Source organism: Bizionia argentinensis JUB59 (assembly GCF_000224335.1).
Classification (GTDB): Bacteria; Bacteroidota; Bacteroidia; order Flavobacteriales; family Flavobacteriaceae; genus Algorimicrobium; species Algorimicrobium argentinense.
Genome location: NZ_AFXZ01000015.1, coordinates 1 through 16,202, shown reverse-complemented (window position 1 = coordinate 16,202; position 16,202 = coordinate 1). Strand labels below are relative to the sequence as shown.

11 protein-coding genes are annotated in these 16,202 nt (G+C 33.1%); 8 read left to right on the top strand and 3 right to left on the bottom strand.

Going from position 1 to position 16,202, the window contains the following annotated elements; all coding sequences use genetic code 11:
- Position 1 precedes the first annotated feature (1 nt).
- Positions 2–670, bottom strand: a complete 669-nt coding sequence (locus BZARG_RS05700) for a DUF4294 domain-containing protein (RefSeq protein WP_008636315.1) — start codon at positions 668–670, stop codon at positions 2–4.
- Positions 671–784: 114 nt separating this feature from the next.
- On the opposite strand from BZARG_RS05700, the gene BZARG_RS05695 reads away from it, so the two are divergent.
- The 8 genes from BZARG_RS05695 (at position 785) to BZARG_RS05660 (ending at position 11,320) form a co-directional block, all read left to right on the top strand.
- Positions 785–1,873 carry a M42 family metallopeptidase gene (locus BZARG_RS05695; RefSeq protein WP_040288060.1) on the top strand — a complete coding sequence of 363 codons (1,089 nt, stop codon included), beginning with the start codon at positions 785–787 and terminating at the stop codon, positions 1,871–1,873.
- Between the two features lie 54 nt (positions 1,874–1,927).
- A complete protein-coding gene (locus BZARG_RS05690; RefSeq protein ID WP_008636309.1) occupies positions 1,928–2,479 on the top strand; it encodes an NUDIX hydrolase in 552 nt (183 codons plus the stop codon).
- Positions 2,480–2,509: 30 nt separating this feature from the next.
- Positions 2,510–3,181 carry a PrsW family intramembrane metalloprotease gene (locus BZARG_RS05685; RefSeq protein ID WP_008636298.1) on the top strand — a complete coding sequence of 224 codons (672 nt, stop codon included), beginning with the start codon at positions 2,510–2,512 and terminating at the stop codon, positions 3,179–3,181.
- Between the two features lie 68 nt (positions 3,182–3,249).
- A complete protein-coding gene (locus BZARG_RS05680; RefSeq protein WP_008636299.1) occupies positions 3,250–3,738 on the top strand; it encodes an acetyl-CoA carboxylase biotin carboxyl carrier protein subunit in 489 nt (162 codons plus the stop codon).
- 189 nt (positions 3,739–3,927) lie between these two features.
- Positions 3,928–5,370: an acetyl-CoA carboxylase biotin carboxylase subunit gene (gene accC, locus BZARG_RS05675; protein ID WP_008636300.1), complete on the top strand. Its 1,443-nt coding sequence runs from the start codon at positions 3,928–3,930 to the stop codon at positions 5,368–5,370.
- Between the two features lie 119 nt (positions 5,371–5,489).
- Positions 5,490–7,031 carry an acyl-CoA carboxylase subunit beta gene (locus tag BZARG_RS05670; RefSeq protein ID WP_008636289.1) on the top strand — a complete coding sequence of 514 codons (1,542 nt, stop codon included), beginning with the start codon at positions 5,490–5,492 and terminating at the stop codon, positions 7,029–7,031.
- 369 nt (positions 7,032–7,400) lie between these two features.
- Positions 7,401–8,369, top strand: coding sequence for a serine hydrolase (locus tag BZARG_RS05665; protein WP_008636290.1), 969 nt, complete (start codon positions 7,401–7,403; stop codon positions 8,367–8,369).
- Between the two features lie 122 nt (positions 8,370–8,491).
- Complete coding sequence (locus BZARG_RS05660; protein WP_008636276.1) at positions 8,492–11,320, top strand: Npt1/Npt2 family nucleotide transporter; 2,829 nt, start codon at positions 8,492–8,494, stop codon at positions 11,318–11,320.
- A 2-nt stretch (positions 11,321–11,322) separates the two neighbouring features.
- On the opposite strand, the gene BZARG_RS05655 is transcribed toward BZARG_RS05660, so the two are convergent.
- Together BZARG_RS05655 and BZARG_RS05650 are read right to left on the bottom strand one after the other, a co-directional pair.
- On the bottom strand, positions 11,323–12,582 hold the full coding sequence (locus BZARG_RS05655; RefSeq protein ID WP_008636317.1) for a serine hydrolase: 1,260 nt from the start codon (positions 12,580–12,582) through the stop codon (positions 11,323–11,325).
- Between the two features lie 10 nt (positions 12,583–12,592).
- Positions 12,593–15,499: a PEP/pyruvate-binding domain-containing protein gene (locus tag BZARG_RS05650; RefSeq protein WP_008636311.1), complete on the bottom strand. Its 2,907-nt coding sequence runs from the start codon at positions 15,497–15,499 to the stop codon at positions 12,593–12,595.
- Positions 15,500–16,202 lie beyond the last annotated feature (703 nt).

The window sequence follows — 16,202 nt, the reverse complement described above, 5'->3', positions numbered from 1 at the left end:
TCTATTTGCCTTTATTCCATTTATTAGTTAATTCGAAAAAATCGAATTCTATCGCTGGTTCTTGACGCTCCAAGCGACCGCTTTGAAAGTTTCTTTCTAAAATATCTTCAATTAAATAATCTTCTTTAACATTCATTGGATCAAATTCTTCCTTTAATGAAATATTAAAAAGTAAAGCCGTATTATTAAACCAAAAAGCTCGCCAACCACTGCGTAAATCTTTTATCAATTCGAAAGTCGTTGTGCCTGTTTGTCGGTGAATTAATTTAACAAGAATCTGGCCTTCCGTTTTGGTGAGTTTTTTTAATTCAGCAGAAAATTCATCTTCAATATATTTCTGAATTATTTTAGAATAGCGTCTTTTTTCGCTTACGCTTTCTAAACGGTTTAAGCGTTCATTTAAAGACTCCAAACGTTCAGCTGCTAACTTTGCATACGGATAAACTTTAATAGTCTTTCTGCGAAGTATTAAATAGGTTTTTCGGTCTGCATCCATATCAAAAATCAAGCGATGAAGTAACTTGACTTCATTTAAATTAATAGCAGTTTTTGGTATCGAATCGCCTTCAATAATAATATAAAACACATCAGTAGAATCCTGAACCTCCCCCTCTCTTTGAGAAAAAAGTAGGACTGGGAAAATTAAAAATAAATAAGCAATTATTTTCATAGGCTATAATGAATCCATAATCGTTAGAAATCGGTGGGTAAAATTAATAATTTAAAAAAAGCTTTACGCTTAAAATAGCATTAATATTGTTATTTTCGTAGAAAATTAATATTTATGGCAAAAAAAAGTATACTAAATAAAAAGTCAATGGACTTTTTAGAGACGTATTTAAACAATGCATCTCCTACAGGTTATGAGTGGGAAGGTCAGAAAATATGGATGGATTACTTAAAACCATATGTAGATGAGTTTATTACGGATACCTACGGAACAGCTGTTGGTGTCATTAATCCAGATGCCAAATACAAAGTAGTTATCGAAGGCCACGCTGATGAAATTTCGTGGTATGTTAATTATATTTCAGACAACGGATTAATTTATGTAGTTCGAAATGGCGGTAGCGATCATCAAATTGCGCCTAGTAAAGTAGTGAATATTCACACTAAAAATGGCATTGTAAAAGGTGTTTTTGGATGGCCAGCAATTCATACACGAAGTAAGGCTAAGGAAGAAGCGCCAAAACCTAACAACATCTGTATTGATGTTGGAGCAAAAGATAAAGACGAGGTTGAAAAAATGGATATTCATGTTGGTTGTGTAATTACCTATCCAGATGAATTTCATATTTTAAATAAAGATAAATTTGTTTGTCGCGCATTGGACAACCGTATGGGTGGTTTTATGATTGCGGAAGTTGCACGTCTATTAAAAGAAAATAAAATTGAATTACCTTTCGGACTTTATATTACCAATTCAGTACAAGAGGAAATTGGCTTACGTGGTGCGGAAATGATTTCACAAACCATTAAACCAAACGTTGCAATTGTTACGGATGTTACGCACGATACAACCACACCAATGATTGATCAGAAAACGCAAGGTTTTGTGGAAATAGGGCTGGGTCCTGTTATTGCTTATGCACCAGCAGTACAACAAAAATTACGTGATTTAATTACGGAAACAGCAGAAGCAAACAAGATTCCATTCCAGCGTGCTGCTCTATCTAGAGCAACAGGAACAGATACAGATGCTTTTGCTTACAGTAATGGCGGTGTTCCATCAGCATTAATTTCGTTACCGTTACGTTATATGCATACAACCGTAGAAATGGTGCACAGAGATGATGTGGAAAACGTGATTAAAATGATTTACGAAACCTTATTGAAAATAGAAGAAGGCGAAACGTTTTCTTATTTTAAATAATATTCCTGACTCCCACAAAAGTGGGAGTTTTTTTTAAAAATAGATTTTAATTTCATGGAGGAAGAAATAATTGACATCGTTTCCAAAACTGGCAAACCAACAGGTAAAACCGCTTTAAAATCGGAAATTCATAGAAAAGGTTATTATCACAACACGGCTCATATTTGGTTTTACACAGAAGACGGCAAAATTCTACTAGCCCAACGTGCGGCTTCAAAAGCTATTTACCCTCTGCTTTGGGACGTTTCGGTTGCCGGCCATGTAGATGCTGGCGAAACGATTGAACAAGCCGCTATTCGCGAAACACAGGAAGAAATAAGTTTAAAGATTCCAGAGTGCGATTTACAGAAAATAGGCTTTTTTCCATGTTTTAGAAGTTACGATTCTGGCATCATTGATAATGAATTTCATCATACCTATATAGCAAAACTACAAGTACCATTAAAAAACTTAAAACCCCAACCTGGAGAGGTCGAGGCTTTAAAATTAGTTACGTTTGAAAAATTTAAGTCCCTATTGGCTAACAGTGAAAGCAATTCTTATTTTGTCGCGTCTAATCGTGGATATTATGAGTTTGTTTTGAATGTGATAACATCACACTTATAATAATTCACTTTTTTTAACTATTTCTCCTCCATGAACCTATTTCTAGTAGCTATTGCACCTGTTTGCATCATCATTATTTATATTTATTTAAAAGATAAATATGAAAAAGAACCTAAATTATTACTCCTATATTCCTTTCTGTTTGGCGCCTTTGCTAGCGTTATTTTAACCACGTTGATATACATTATTTTCGATTATTTCTTAATTTTAGATCATGCCAGCGTTTTACAACAGTTTATTAAAGCCTTCTTGGTTGTCGGATTTACGGAGGAATTTAGTAAATACATAATTGTTCGATATTATGCACAACCAAAAGATGCGTTTAACGAACCATTTGATGGCATTGTCTACGCAGTCATGGTTTCCATGGGCTTTGCTGCCACCGAAAACATTATATATGTACTAGAAGGTGGTTATGAAGTCGCTGTTTTACGAGCCTTTACGGCCGTTCCTGCCCATGCGACTTTCGCTATATTAATGGGCTTTTACATGGGGAAAGCCAAGTTTTCTAAAAACAGACGCTTACTAAACCTAACTGGATTACTATTAGCGACAATTTTTCATGGTGCTTACGACTTTTTCTTATTCATTGATTTTATCCCTGGTGTTTGGGTAGGTGCCTTTGTTTCCTTGATTATTGGTTTGGTGCTATCGCGAAATGCTATTAAGCGCCATCAAAAAAATTCACATTTCAAAGTCTAGGAAATTCCTAAAACCACTTGAAATAAACGTTTCATATTCCCTATATTTACAGTTCTAAAAATAAAATAATGAGTCAAACTTATCATACCAAAGTTAATAATACGTACGCTTTCGACTTACCAAAACAAGCCATTGAGGCTTTAGATGCAGTTAAAGAAAACGATAATCATTACCATATTTTAAGCAATAATAAACCGTATATAGCTGAAATTCTGAAAGATGATTTTCATGCCAAACAATATCAAATAAAAGTTAATGGCAACGTTTACGATATCGCTATTGAAGATCATTTAGATCTGCTTATTAAAGATTTAGGTTTCGAAATTGGCGCCTCCAAGCAGGTAAACGATATTAAAGCACCTATGCCAGGTCTAATTTTAGATATAGCCGTAAAAGTTGGTCAAGAAGTTGCAGAAAACGATACGTTATTAATTTTAGAAGCCATGAAAATGGAAAACGTTATTACTTCGCCAAGAAGTGGTATTATCAAATCCGTTTCCATTAAGCAAGGCGATGCCGTAGATAAAAATCGGTTGTTAATTGAATTTGAGGCGTAATGCATCTTTTAACTATTAAACATCTCGATACACTTTTGAGATTGTTTGATACTGACAAAATAAAAATTAAGAGTTAAAAAAGAGTATTAAATATAGACGTTTTACTCTTAATACTAAATAAAACCCTTTCCCTTTGGGAAGGATAAATATAGATTCCCGTTTTCACGGGAACGATAAATAAATTTATCGATGAAAAAAATATTAGTAGCAAACCGAGGAGAAATCGCAATTCGCGTTATGCGAACAGCCAAAAAAATGGGTATCAAAACAGTCGCTGTATATTCAACAGTAGACCGTAATGCGCCACATGTTAAATATGCTGATGAAGCCGTTTTAATTGGTGAAGCACCTTCCAATCAATCCTATTTAAGAGGCGATAAAATTATTGAAGTTGCTAAAAGTCTTCAAGTAGATGCCATTCATCCAGGTTACGGATTTCTATCGGAAAACGCTGAATTTGCTGAATCATGTGAAGCAAACGACATCATTTTTATTGGTCCAAAATCTAAAGCCATAAAGGTAATGGGAAGTAAATTAGCCGCTAAAGAAGCCGTTAAACACTACAACATTCCTATGGTTCCTGGAACGGAAGAAGCGATTACCGATATTCCTGCCGCAAAAAAAATAGCCAAAGAGATTGGGTTTCCTATTCTTATAAAAGCCTCTGCCGGAGGTGGCGGAAAAGGCATGCGTATTGTTGAAAATGAAGATGAATTCGAATCGCAAATGGATCGCGCAATTAGTGAGGCGGTTAATGCTTTTGGTGATGGTGCTGTATTTATTGAAAAATACGTGGCATCGCCACGCCATATTGAAATTCAAATTATGGCTGATTCCCATGGCAACATTATCCACTTATTTGAACGCGAATGTAGTATTCAACGCCGTCATCAAAAAGTGATAGAAGAAGCACCTTCGGCCGTATTAACGCCGGATTTGCGTAATAGAATGGGAGAAGCTGCCATAAAAGTAGCTAAAGCTTGCGATTATTTAGGCGCTGGAACGGTAGAGTTCCTTTTAGACGAAAACCTCAATTTCTATTTCCTAGAAATGAATACGCGTTTACAGGTAGAACATCCCGTAACAGAATTAATTAGTGGAACCGATTTAGTAGAACTTCAAATTCGTGTAGCGCGCGGTGAAACCTTACCACTTAAACAAGACGATTTAAAAATAAATGGCCATGCTCTAGAATTACGTGTTTATGCCGAAGATCCATTAAATGATTTCCTACCTAGTGTTGGAAATTTAGAGGTTTACAAATTACCTGTAGGTAAAAACATAAGAGTTGATAATGGTTTTAAACAGGGTATGGACGTACCTATTTATTATGATCCCATGTTAGCCAAACTTATCACATACGGTAAAACGCGCGAAGAAGCTATAGAACTGATGATTTCTGCAATTGCTGATTACCATATCCAAGGGATTGAAACAACTTTGCCATTTGGAACTTTTGTTTTTAAGCACGATGCTTTTCGTTCCGGTAATTTCGATACTCATTTTGTGAAAAAATATTATTCACCAGAAGCACTTAAAGACGAACAAAAAGCAGAAGCCAAATTAGCGGCTATGATTGCCATTAAGCATTATATGGCTGAACAAAAATTATTACGAATACCAGTTAAATAGTGTTCAGTATTCAGTGTTCAGTGTTCAGTGTTCAGTTAAAAAAATATTCTGTAGCAGTAATAAAATAATTAATCAAAATAGCTTTGTGCCTTTGCGCTTTCGCCAGAAAATTAAAAAAAATGGAATCCAAAATAAAAGATTTAAATAAAAAGTTAGCCGAAGCCTATTTAGGTGGTGGTGAGAAACGCATAGAGAAGCAACATGCGAATAAAAAACTAACAGCTCGTGAAAGGGTTTTATATCTGTTAGACGAAGGCTCGTTTGAAGAGATCGGCGCATTGGTCACTCACCGGACTAAAGATTTCGGTATGGATAAGCAACAGTTTTATGGGGATGGTGTTGTTACAGGTTATGGAACTGTTTCCGGTCGTTTAATTTATGTCTTTGCCCAAGATTTTACAGTTTTTGGAGGTTCTCTTTCAGAAACGCATGCCGAAAAAATCTGTAAGGTTATGGATTTAGCTGTAAAAGTTGGTGCACCAATCATTGGATTAAATGATTCTGGTGGCGCACGAATCCAAGAAGGAGTACGATCTCTTGGTGGTTATGCCGATATTTTTTATCGCAATGTTCAGGCATCAGGTGTAATTCCACAATTATCTGCCATTATGGGACCTTGTGCTGGAGGTGCCGTTTATTCACCGGCTATGACTGATTTTACACTCATGGTTCAAGATACTAGTTACATGTTTGTTACGGGACCAAATGTAGTTAAAACAGTTACCAATGAAAACGTTACTAGTGAAGAACTGGGTGGCGCCAGCGCACATTCAACAAAATCTGGTGTGGCACATATTACATCCACAAATGATGTAGAGTGTTTAGAGGATATTAAAAAATTATTGAGTTATTTACCTCAAAATAATACAGAAAAAGCAAAAGATTTACCTTTTCAATTAGAGGATGAAATACGCGAAGAATTAAACCAAATAATTCCCGATAATGCCAACAAACCGTATGATATGCATTCGGTAATTTCAGGTATTATAGATGAAGATTCTTTTTACGAAATCCATAAAGATTACGCCGAAAACATTATTGTTGGTTTCGCTAGATTAGGTGGTAAGAGTATTGGAATTGTAGCCAATCAGCCCATGTTTTTAGCTGGTGTTTTAGATGTAAACAGTGCGAAAAAAGCTGCTAGATTTGTTCGCTTTTGCGATGCTTTTAATATTCCGTTACTCGTTTTAGAAGATGTACCAGGATTTTTACCAGGTACAGATCAAGAGTGGAATGGTATTATTGTTCATGGCGCTAAATTACTATATGCCTTCTCTGAAGCCACTGTTCCTCGTGTTACCGTAATTACAAGAAAAGCTTATGGTGGTGCTTATGATGTTATGAACTCTAAACACATTGGTGCTGATATGAACTATGCATGGCCAAGCGCCGAAATAGCCGTTATGGGTGCAAAAGGTGCTGCTGAAATTATTTTCAAAAAAGAAATCGATGCTGCGGTAGATAAAGAAGCAAAGTTGAAGGAAAAAGAAGCAGAATACGCCGAATTATTCGCGAACCCATATAGTGCAGCCGAACGTGGTTTTATTGACGAAGTAATTTTACCGGAAACCACAAGACGTAAATTAATTAAAGCTTTTGCAATGCTCGAAGATAAGCAAGTAGATAAACCAAAACGCAAGCATGGTAATATTCCTTTGTAATATTTAATAAATCACTATGGACTAAAGTGCCATAGGTTTTTGAAACAGACTAAAAGTCTGTTGTATTCGTGAAATTTATAGAAATTGATTTGAGCTAATAATCTCAAGAAACGAGTGAATTCGTGAAAATTTGTGATCCCGATAATTATCGGGACGTGTCAAAATTTTTAGAAGCTAAAGCGAAATTCACTAAAATGGATAGTTTTAACTATTTTTGAGACCAATAAATTTAACATTTAAAACTGACTCAAATTATTACAAACCGCATTTTTACTCAACATTTTTATTTTTACTGAAATGAAATTTTAACAGTTTAGCAATTAGTTAATTAGATACCTTTGACTATATTATTAAATCATATAAATTTAAATGAAGAAAACATTGTTTATTGTATTGTTTTTATCTTTTTATTGCTGCACTTCTGAAGCACAAGAAGACAAGTCTGTAGCCGCTAAAAAGCCACAACAAAAAGCAACTAATCAAGTATTACCATTGCAACCTATTAATGGCCAGTTAACATCTCTATATGAATTGGAAAACACCATATTACAAAATAGTTTAGAAGCTGAAATAAATAAAAATCCTAAATGGAAAAGTTTAATTAATCAGAAGAAAATGGCTGTTGGATTAGTCGATTTAAGCAATCCTGACAACGTAAAGTTTGCAAGCATCAATGGAGATCATATGATGTATGCAGCGAGTTTACCAAAAATTGCAGTTCTTCTGGCTTCATTGGATGCTATAGAGAATGGTGAATTAATAGAAACCAAAGAAATTAAAGCAGACATGCGATTAATGATTAGCAAGTCTAATAATCAAGCTACAACTAGAATGATAGACAGAGTTGGGTTTCAGAAAATTGAGGATGTCATGACAGATCCTGAATATTTGCTCTATAATAAAGAACATGGTGGTGGACTTTGGGTTGGAAAACGCTATGGTGGAGGCGGAAACACAAATCGGGATCCTCTTAAAAATTTAAGTCATGCAGCAACTGTTACACAGGTTTGTCGATTTTACTATTTATTAGCAAATGGTCAACTCATTAATAGAGAGCGATCTAAACAAATGTTAGACATTATGGGTAATCCAGGTTTGCACCATAAATTTGTTAATACCATTGAAAAAATTGCACCTCAAGCAGAATTATACAGAAAATCAGGTTCTTGGAAAACATATCATTCAGATTCTATTTTAGTTTGGGGAAAAGATCCATACAGACGTTATATTTTAGTTGCATTAATAGATGACGCAAATGGTGAACAAATTATACGAAGTTTAGTTAACCCGATTGAAAAAGCTTTAAAAAAAAAAGAAAATGATCTAGCTTTCAACTAAATAGATTATAATTTTATTTCTGTAAAACACATAGTTAACATCTATTCTATTTAGCTCATTAAAATAGAATAGATATTAACTATTTTTGATTCAATTCTAATCCATATTTTAAAAAAGCCTTTATGTCAATCTTAAATATTCTGAAACTATATATTATTAAGGTTTTTGATATTAAGGAAGAAGAATTACATAAAACGCTTCTACTTCAACTCTATATCTTTATTTTAATTGCCACTTTATTGGTAGTTAAACCTACTATTAATTCGCTTTTTTTATCCGATTTAACTTCTAGCGCTTTACCCTTAGCTTACGTGTTTACTGCTTTAGCAGCTATTATTGGTTCCTTTTTTTACAACAAAGCTTTAGAAAAATATGCTTTAAATGTCATTATCGAAAGAACTTTAATCGGCTCTATAATATCGTTAATAGTATTCGGTGTCTTACTCAACTTTAATTTAGCTGCCGGAATATTTTTATACATTCCTTATGTTTGGGTGGCCATTTTCGGACTACTAACAGCATCACAATTTTGGCTTCTAGCTAACTTGGTTTACAATGTTAGAGAAGCGAAACGTATTTTTGGTTTTATAGGCGCAGGTGCAATTGCTGGCGGAATTTTTGGAGGTTATTTAACGTCCTTATTAACTAATATATTAGACACAAAAGATTTACTCATAGTCGCTGGATTATTTTTAATCATTTGTATTCCAATTTCTAGGTATATATGGAAAAAAGAAGTGGTCGGTTTAAATACATTTCAAAAATCTATTAGAAATCAATCAGATTCTAAATCACCTTTAAAACTCATTAAACAATCAAAATTATTAAGCTTAATTGCTATTGTTGTAGGTATGAGTGTTTTAATTGCTAAACTTATTGATTATCAATATAGTGATTATGCCTCTCGATTTATTGAAGATGAAGAAGAACTCGCTTCCTTCTTCGGATTTTGGTTTTCAACATTAAGTGTCATATCATTACTAATTCAATTATTCATTACCAATCGCATTGTAGGAACTTTTGGTGTTGGCAAGTCTTTGTTATGGCTTCCGGCTGGTATTTTATTAGGATCAATTTTATTGTTATTTGTGCCGGAATTATGGGTTATAGTTTTCATAAAAGTTGTTGATGGTAGCTTAAAACAATCCGTTAACAAATCTGCAACAGAACTATTATCCATACCTATACCTATTGATATTAAGAAGAAAACAAAAACGTTTACAGATGTTGTTGTAGATAGCATTGCAACTGGTATTGCCGGCTTTATTTTAATATTTTTTATTAACGGGTTAAATATCTCATCAACTTATATTAGTCTAATAATAATTGTTCTCATTTTAATCTGGTTGGTTTTAATCTACCTTTTAAGTAAACAATATATCGTTGCTTTTAAAGAGCTAATCGATATTTCTGGTTCTAAAAAAGATAAAACGAGCAAAGTAGAAATTAAAGTGACCTCTATAGTAAACACTGTAATTGGAGTTTTAACTTCTGGTAATGAGAATCAAATACTTCATATGCTTCAAAAGACATTAGAAGTAAAAGATGAGCGCTTTTTTAAATCTATTAAGAATTTACTAGACCATGCTTCACCAAGAATTAAAGCCCTTGCCATTGAAAATTTATATTTCCTTAATACTGAAAATTTATCTTCACAAATTGAACTTATGGTTCAAGATGCCGACCAAAATGTAACAACTTCGGCATTTCGATATTTATTAAAAAAACATAAGCAAAATACCATTTTGCTATTTGATAAATATGTAAATAGTGAAGACACCACAATTTCCAATGCTGCTTTAATCGGATTGTCTTTAGAATTGAGAAATAATAAGCTATTACAGGAGCGATTTAATTTGGAGCAAAAAATTGAAAACGCTTTAAAAAGCTATTCAGAATTAACCACACCAGAATCAAAAATCGATAAAATTAAAGCTATTCTTGAAGCGGTAGGTAATGCGAAAGTAAAAAAGTATTATGATATTATAAAAACCCAATTGCTATCTAATGATATTGATGTGGTAAAAACAGCTTTAATGAGTGCTTCAAAAACGTTAGAACCTGAATTTATAGATATTATTATAACACATATAACGCTAAAAGAAACCAGAAAAGAGGCTATTGAAGCGCTTTATTTTTACAATGAACCTATTATTAATATTCTTTATGAAAAAATAATAAAAGAAACATTAGATTTTGAAGATGCTGCACATGTTATTTTAGTGATTGAAAAGTTTAAATCGCAGCATGCCGTAAATACATTAATAAAGCTAACCAACGATACAGAACATACTGTAAAAATTGAAGCTATTGAATCATTAAAACGTTTAAAATGGAAATACTCTCACCTAAAAATAAAAGATCAATTTATTGTAGATAAAATTCTTGATGAGTGCCATTTGTATCAAAATACGTTATCAGTCATACATTCTCAAATTATCATTCAGTATAAAAGAAATACACCAACACAGGAATCTCAAGATGAAAATGACGCTAGAAAAGGGCTAATTCAATTATTAGAACAACGCCTGGACAGACAATTGCAGCGTATTTTTAGGTTTTTAGGAATTAAATATCATCCAAATGATGTAGATCCTATTTTAAATACCATTATGCATGGCAAAGAAGAACAACGGATTCACGCGATTGAATTTTTAGATAACATTTTGAATAATCAACTTAAAAAAGAACTGATTCCTGTTGCTGAATCTGTGTTGTTAGACACAAATTCTGAAGAACAGATCAAAAAATTAAATTTAAAAGTTTTAAGCGAAATAGAATGTTATAATGAGCTTTTAAAACGCAAAGACATCAAGTTGAAATTTGCTGTTTTATATCTTATTGAAAAATCTGATAACATGCACTTTAAACCACTGTTAGAAATGGTTTTAATAAATGACACAAACCTAAAAATAAGAGCAAAAATAGAAGCTATTTTAAGAAAAATATAATATTATTTCTTAATAATTTTATCGATACCTGCTGCCAAATTCATATGATCGGTTGCCGAGTTTTTCCGTAACACATTCGTCATTAAAACAACCATATATCTGCAATTGTTTGGATGCTCCACAATAGCTACAGAGTTCATGAAATTGGTTACATTTCCCATATATTTCCCACAAGTTTCTCCGTTAGTTCGATCACATTTATATAAACTTCCCGATTTAAAATACACAGCTGCTTCTTTTAAAGCAGGTGCTTGTGCATAACGAATGCGTCTATCCGTCATGTATAGTAATCGTTTCATTTCTAGGCTAGATTGTGCATCTACTACATTGCCTTGCTCTAATTGTACTAGAAACTTCATGAGTCCTACAGTCGAGCCAATACTTCCGCCTTTATCACCAACATACGTATTTGCTCCTCTTGTAAAAAAGCTACCTAAACGCCATTCATCATGCGTAATCCCTAAATCTCTTAAAGGCAAGTTTACAACGTCGTTGCCAATATCCGTAAGTGTCTTTTTTTCAGTAGATTTAAAATAAGTTAGTGCTTCTTCATCGGTTAAGTTAGGATATTTATCACCAAAAGCTTGCATCAATAATACTTCACGCCAAACAATACTGGCAGCTCCATTATTACTTACGGAAAGCATGTGGTCTGCCCATTCAAATAATGTAAACACATCACTAGCAACAACTTGTCTTTTTACTAATTTTTGAGTTTCTATGTTATAAATTGGGATTGTATGTTCATCAGTTAGTCCCCAAACTCCAGCTTTCACAGATTTGTTTCTTAATAAGTCTAGTCTTTTTTCAAAATCATCAGGATAAATTTTTGCCAATTGTGTAAATAATCCTGCTAAAACCGCAATTTTACCTACACTTCCAGGTTGATATCCTGCTGTTCCATTTCGCTGTGCATAACGGATGCTATCAATGTCTGAAATATCTAAAACTGCTAAAGAATAACTTTTATCTAACCCTCTAAAAAGGCCATTTATCTCTTGTTGAAAAGCAGCATCAACCTTAAAAAATGAATTGACACTATCAGCAGATTTTTCAACTAAATTTAACTGAATATCCATGTAGTTTTTCATGGCTCCTGCTGGTAAAGTAGAAGCGTCTTTTAGTTCACCACTTTTAATGAGTTCCAAACGCTTTAAACGCTTAATTCCCGTATGTTCATAACCATCAATCGGATAATAATTTGCAACTGTAAAAGCGGAACATACCAATACAATTCCTGCTAGTAATAATACTTTTTTCATGGGTTATTATTTATATGATTTTTGAAAGCGAAATAGCTTTATTTTTATCAATTTTTGGGGTGATAGACTCTAAATATTCCGAACTTAAAGCCTTCTTGTTTTCTACAAATGGTCTAATTTGAAATAACCAAAGTTTGTTATCTTTAAAACCAAGTTCAACATCATAAGCACCATCATAGTCTAATTTTGTTTCCTTGGGAAGCCTTTCACGAATAGTTGCAGCTAAAGTTCTAATCTCATTGATGTTTTGAGTATTCAATATAAATTTATTAAAACTTGCAGATTTTTTTTCTGTTCCACCAGTAATTGGTAAACTATTATATAGTTGCTCTCTAGCAGGTGCCAAAAACTGAAAACCTCCTGCATTCTTAATAGTATAGGTTTCTGCAGCCTGACCATCTACAGCTCCTCCTGCTCCTCTACTAAACGCTACGGTTAAGTCATTATCATTTCCATTGCTAATACCTTTGGTTATTAAAACGCCTGAAAAATCTACATCCACACTTGGTATTACTAAAATTGAAGGAAATACATTTTCAGGGTTTAATAAATATTTTTGGCGCCATTTAAAGCTTCGTTCTGTATATGGAGAAGCCCAAACATCTTTGATACCTTGCAAAATTTTATTTTTTTCAACTTCGTTAAAAATGGTCAAGTTTAATCCTGCTCCTGTAAATTCTTTAAGATCTTCCATATTAGTATCACTTCTTAAAAACACAGGTATATTGCCTAAAGGCTGACCTAAAATACTTTGAAAATTAATTTCTAGATTCTTAACAAATTCTGCTTGTAATGGCATTTGTTTTATGGCAGTTCTTAAAATATCCAATTGTTGCAATTGATACTTTTCTACTTCATCTTCATCTGTATTTTGTGAACGCATATTATCAGCTTGCTTAAACATAGCGTTTAAAAATTCCCAATAACTTTTATTTTGATTTGGCATTGGTTCATTCATATGATCTCTAAAAATACCGAATGGAATAACCATTCCTTCCACTACTTGATCTGGAAACATCTTTTTTAATTGTCCTAAATTGGCGGCTTTTGGTCCGCAGGATTTACCAGAATCAGTGGCATCCACAGTTCTTAAATCTAGAATGCTAGTTTGGTCTAATTTAATAGCATCAACTGGCACTTCAATTTTTTCGTTTGCACGTACTTTTTTAGAAAACAAATCACGCTCAATAGCTGTCATTTGGGATTCCAATTTTAAAATGACATTTCCTTTGTTTGAAACTGCATAAAAAACGTTTTGTCCATTGTATTTTGATAAACTGGATAGGTTATCATCTGATAATGCTGCATTAGGAATACCTAAATTTCGAGCTAAAAGTTGCACATGTGAAACCATATTCCCTTCGGAAACTGTGGCAATTCCTGCAATAGGTTTCAAGTCGGCAGGCGCACGTTGAAAAATATATATTTTATTTGATGATACCTCAATATCATCAGGAGAACCTGTTACAACCACCAACTCACCAAATGCATATCCAGGATTTAAACCACGAAAACCACTTTGGTTTGGTATATCCATAACTTGATTTGTCAGTGAAGATTCTTCAGCAATAAAATCGCCTAAATCACTAACACTCAAACCTAGATATAATGCAATTGAACCTCTAATTTTATCGTCTATAAAACCGTAAGCTTTAGGCTCAAAAGCCGTATACTCATCTACAATATGTTGGTAATTTGCCTTTACCATTGACGAACTCCATTCTACTTGTCTTCTTGCATTTTCAAGCAGAGTCGTTAAATCTTCAAGTGTCATGGTTGCATTAACTGAAGGTTTTACGGTTAAGTCTAATTGTTGCCACTCGTCAAGTTCGGTATAACCTGCTCCTGTTGCTGCTAATCCTAAATAACAAATTTTATCGAGTAATTCTTCTAGACTTTTTGTTTCCCATTGTGAGGTGTTTTTGAATAGGATTTCCTCCAATTTCAATGAAACATCTAACAATTGTAATCGTGCCATTCCTCTTTTCTCATCTAAAAGCGACTCCCGAATATCATACAGTAATTGGGCTGTTTCTTTTATTAACATCGACTTATCTGAAACAACAGAATTAGATGAGATATAGCTAGTAATTTTATCACCAAGAATTGTATTTTTTAAAAATGGCGCGTTTTTTAATAAAGCTGAAGTATCTGTAGGTTTGAAAAATGTGCTCATTGTATTTATTAATACATCGATTTCATTTTTCAAACTTGCCGATAACTGCGAATCATATTTTTGTTTAAAAGCAGCCACTTTTGCAATATCATTTTTCTCTGGTTGACTATGGATTTTAACGCGCAAATCCATAAATTCTATAAATTTATCTGAAATCACTTTAGACTGACTTCGCATGAGTTGAGCTACATTGTCATCACCATTATGCGGAATATCCTTTAGTGATTGTCTGATTAAAAAATAGTTTTGTTCTATATTTTGATCATTAGACAACAACGCCTTGTAAAAATCAATTCCCCAAGCTTCTTCATCTTCCGATTGAACGGCACCTCTGTAAAACTGTCCTTTCCTATTAATCCAACCATCATCAACACCACGTAAATATTTGTCTAACTGGTATTGTTTTAATCTTGAATGGTTGTTTTTGGTATCCCAAAATTCATCCTTATCTGTATTGGTTAAAATTTGACCTAAAAATATATGATTGGATTTCGCTAATTTTTCTACATCATCCTTATATCTCGCATGTTGATTTCCTGGCCCAATATTATCAGGACACGGGTCTTTGGGTTGCCTAATACTTCCATCTGTGCAAAACCATCGAATATCCTTATATGGTCCACGTGCGTCCTTTTTATAAACAGCAATTTGTTCTTTAATTTTTTTAGGAGTATTTTTTTGAGCCATTAAAGAAAAAGAGCATAATAAAACACTAAAGCAAAATAGAAACTTGTTTTTCATTCTTTTTGAAAGTCTAATAGAATTTAACTTTTTATCTATAAATAATCTATGAAATATACAACATAGTATGTCTTAAAGTTTTTAAAAAGCAATATTTTTTAAGAGCTTAAAATTTTAATAAATAAAAAAATTCTTGAAACAGACTATCCTCGAGGCAGAGCCATCGAGGTATCTTGCCAGTTTCATTTTGGCTTCAGCCAAAAAGCGAAATTTTGTATTTTGCCTCACCTGACCCCGATAACTATCGGGGGCCGAAAATGGCAGTTCTGACCTCTCCCAAAGAGAGGTGAATAGGAAACCCCGAGGCAGAGCCATCGGGGAATTATTTAGATCAAAAGCTTTTTTCAGACTGAAATATATGAATTTAGAGTTATTTCTAATTCTTTAAATTCTATAATTTCAAGGCTTTACGGTTATAAGCTATATTTTTTATATTATACCAAATTAGCCTTATAATGCCGTAATAAATTGTTTCTTTTTCGCTTACTTTTCATCAAAAAATAATTACCGTAACGATGCTATGCTAATTATTTTTCATTTCAATTAATCAAAAAATAATTCAATTTATTTACACGTCAATACAAAACTAAATTGGTATTATAAGTGCAACGGTAATGATTCCTTTCTTGGACATTAGTGATTTCACTTTAATAAAACAAAAAAAGCCATACACTTTCGCATACGGCTTGTTTAATATAATTAT

Coding starts and splice junctions, on each gene's coding strand:
- BZARG_RS05695 (WP_040288060.1), top strand. CDS start 785: ATGGCAAAAAAAAGTATACTAAATAAAAAGTCAATGGACTTTTTAGAG.
- accC (WP_008636300.1), top strand. CDS start 3,928: ATGAAAAAAATATTAGTAGCAAACCGAGGAGAAATCGCAATTCGCGTT.
- BZARG_RS05670 (WP_008636289.1), top strand. CDS start 5,490: ATGGAATCCAAAATAAAAGATTTAAATAAAAAGTTAGCCGAAGCCTAT.
- BZARG_RS05650 (WP_008636311.1), bottom strand. CDS start 15,499: ATGAAAAACAAGTTTCTATTTTGCTTTAGTGTTTTATTATGCTCTTTT.
- BZARG_RS05685 (WP_008636298.1), top strand. CDS start 2,510: ATGAACCTATTTCTAGTAGCTATTGCACCTGTTTGCATCATCATTATT.
- BZARG_RS05665 (WP_008636290.1), top strand. CDS start 7,401: ATGAAGAAAACATTGTTTATTGTATTGTTTTTATCTTTTTATTGCTGC.
- BZARG_RS05690 (WP_008636309.1), top strand. CDS start 1,928: ATGGAGGAAGAAATAATTGACATCGTTTCCAAAACTGGCAAACCAACA.
- BZARG_RS05700 (WP_008636315.1), bottom strand. CDS start 670: ATGAAAATAATTGCTTATTTATTTTTAATTTTCCCAGTCCTACTTTTT.
- BZARG_RS05680 (WP_008636299.1), top strand. CDS start 3,250: ATGAGTCAAACTTATCATACCAAAGTTAATAATACGTACGCTTTCGAC.
- BZARG_RS05655 (WP_008636317.1), bottom strand. CDS start 12,582: ATGAAAAAAGTATTATTACTAGCAGGAATTGTATTGGTATGTTCCGCT.
- BZARG_RS05660 (WP_008636276.1), top strand. CDS start 8,492: ATGTCAATCTTAAATATTCTGAAACTATATATTATTAAGGTTTTTGAT.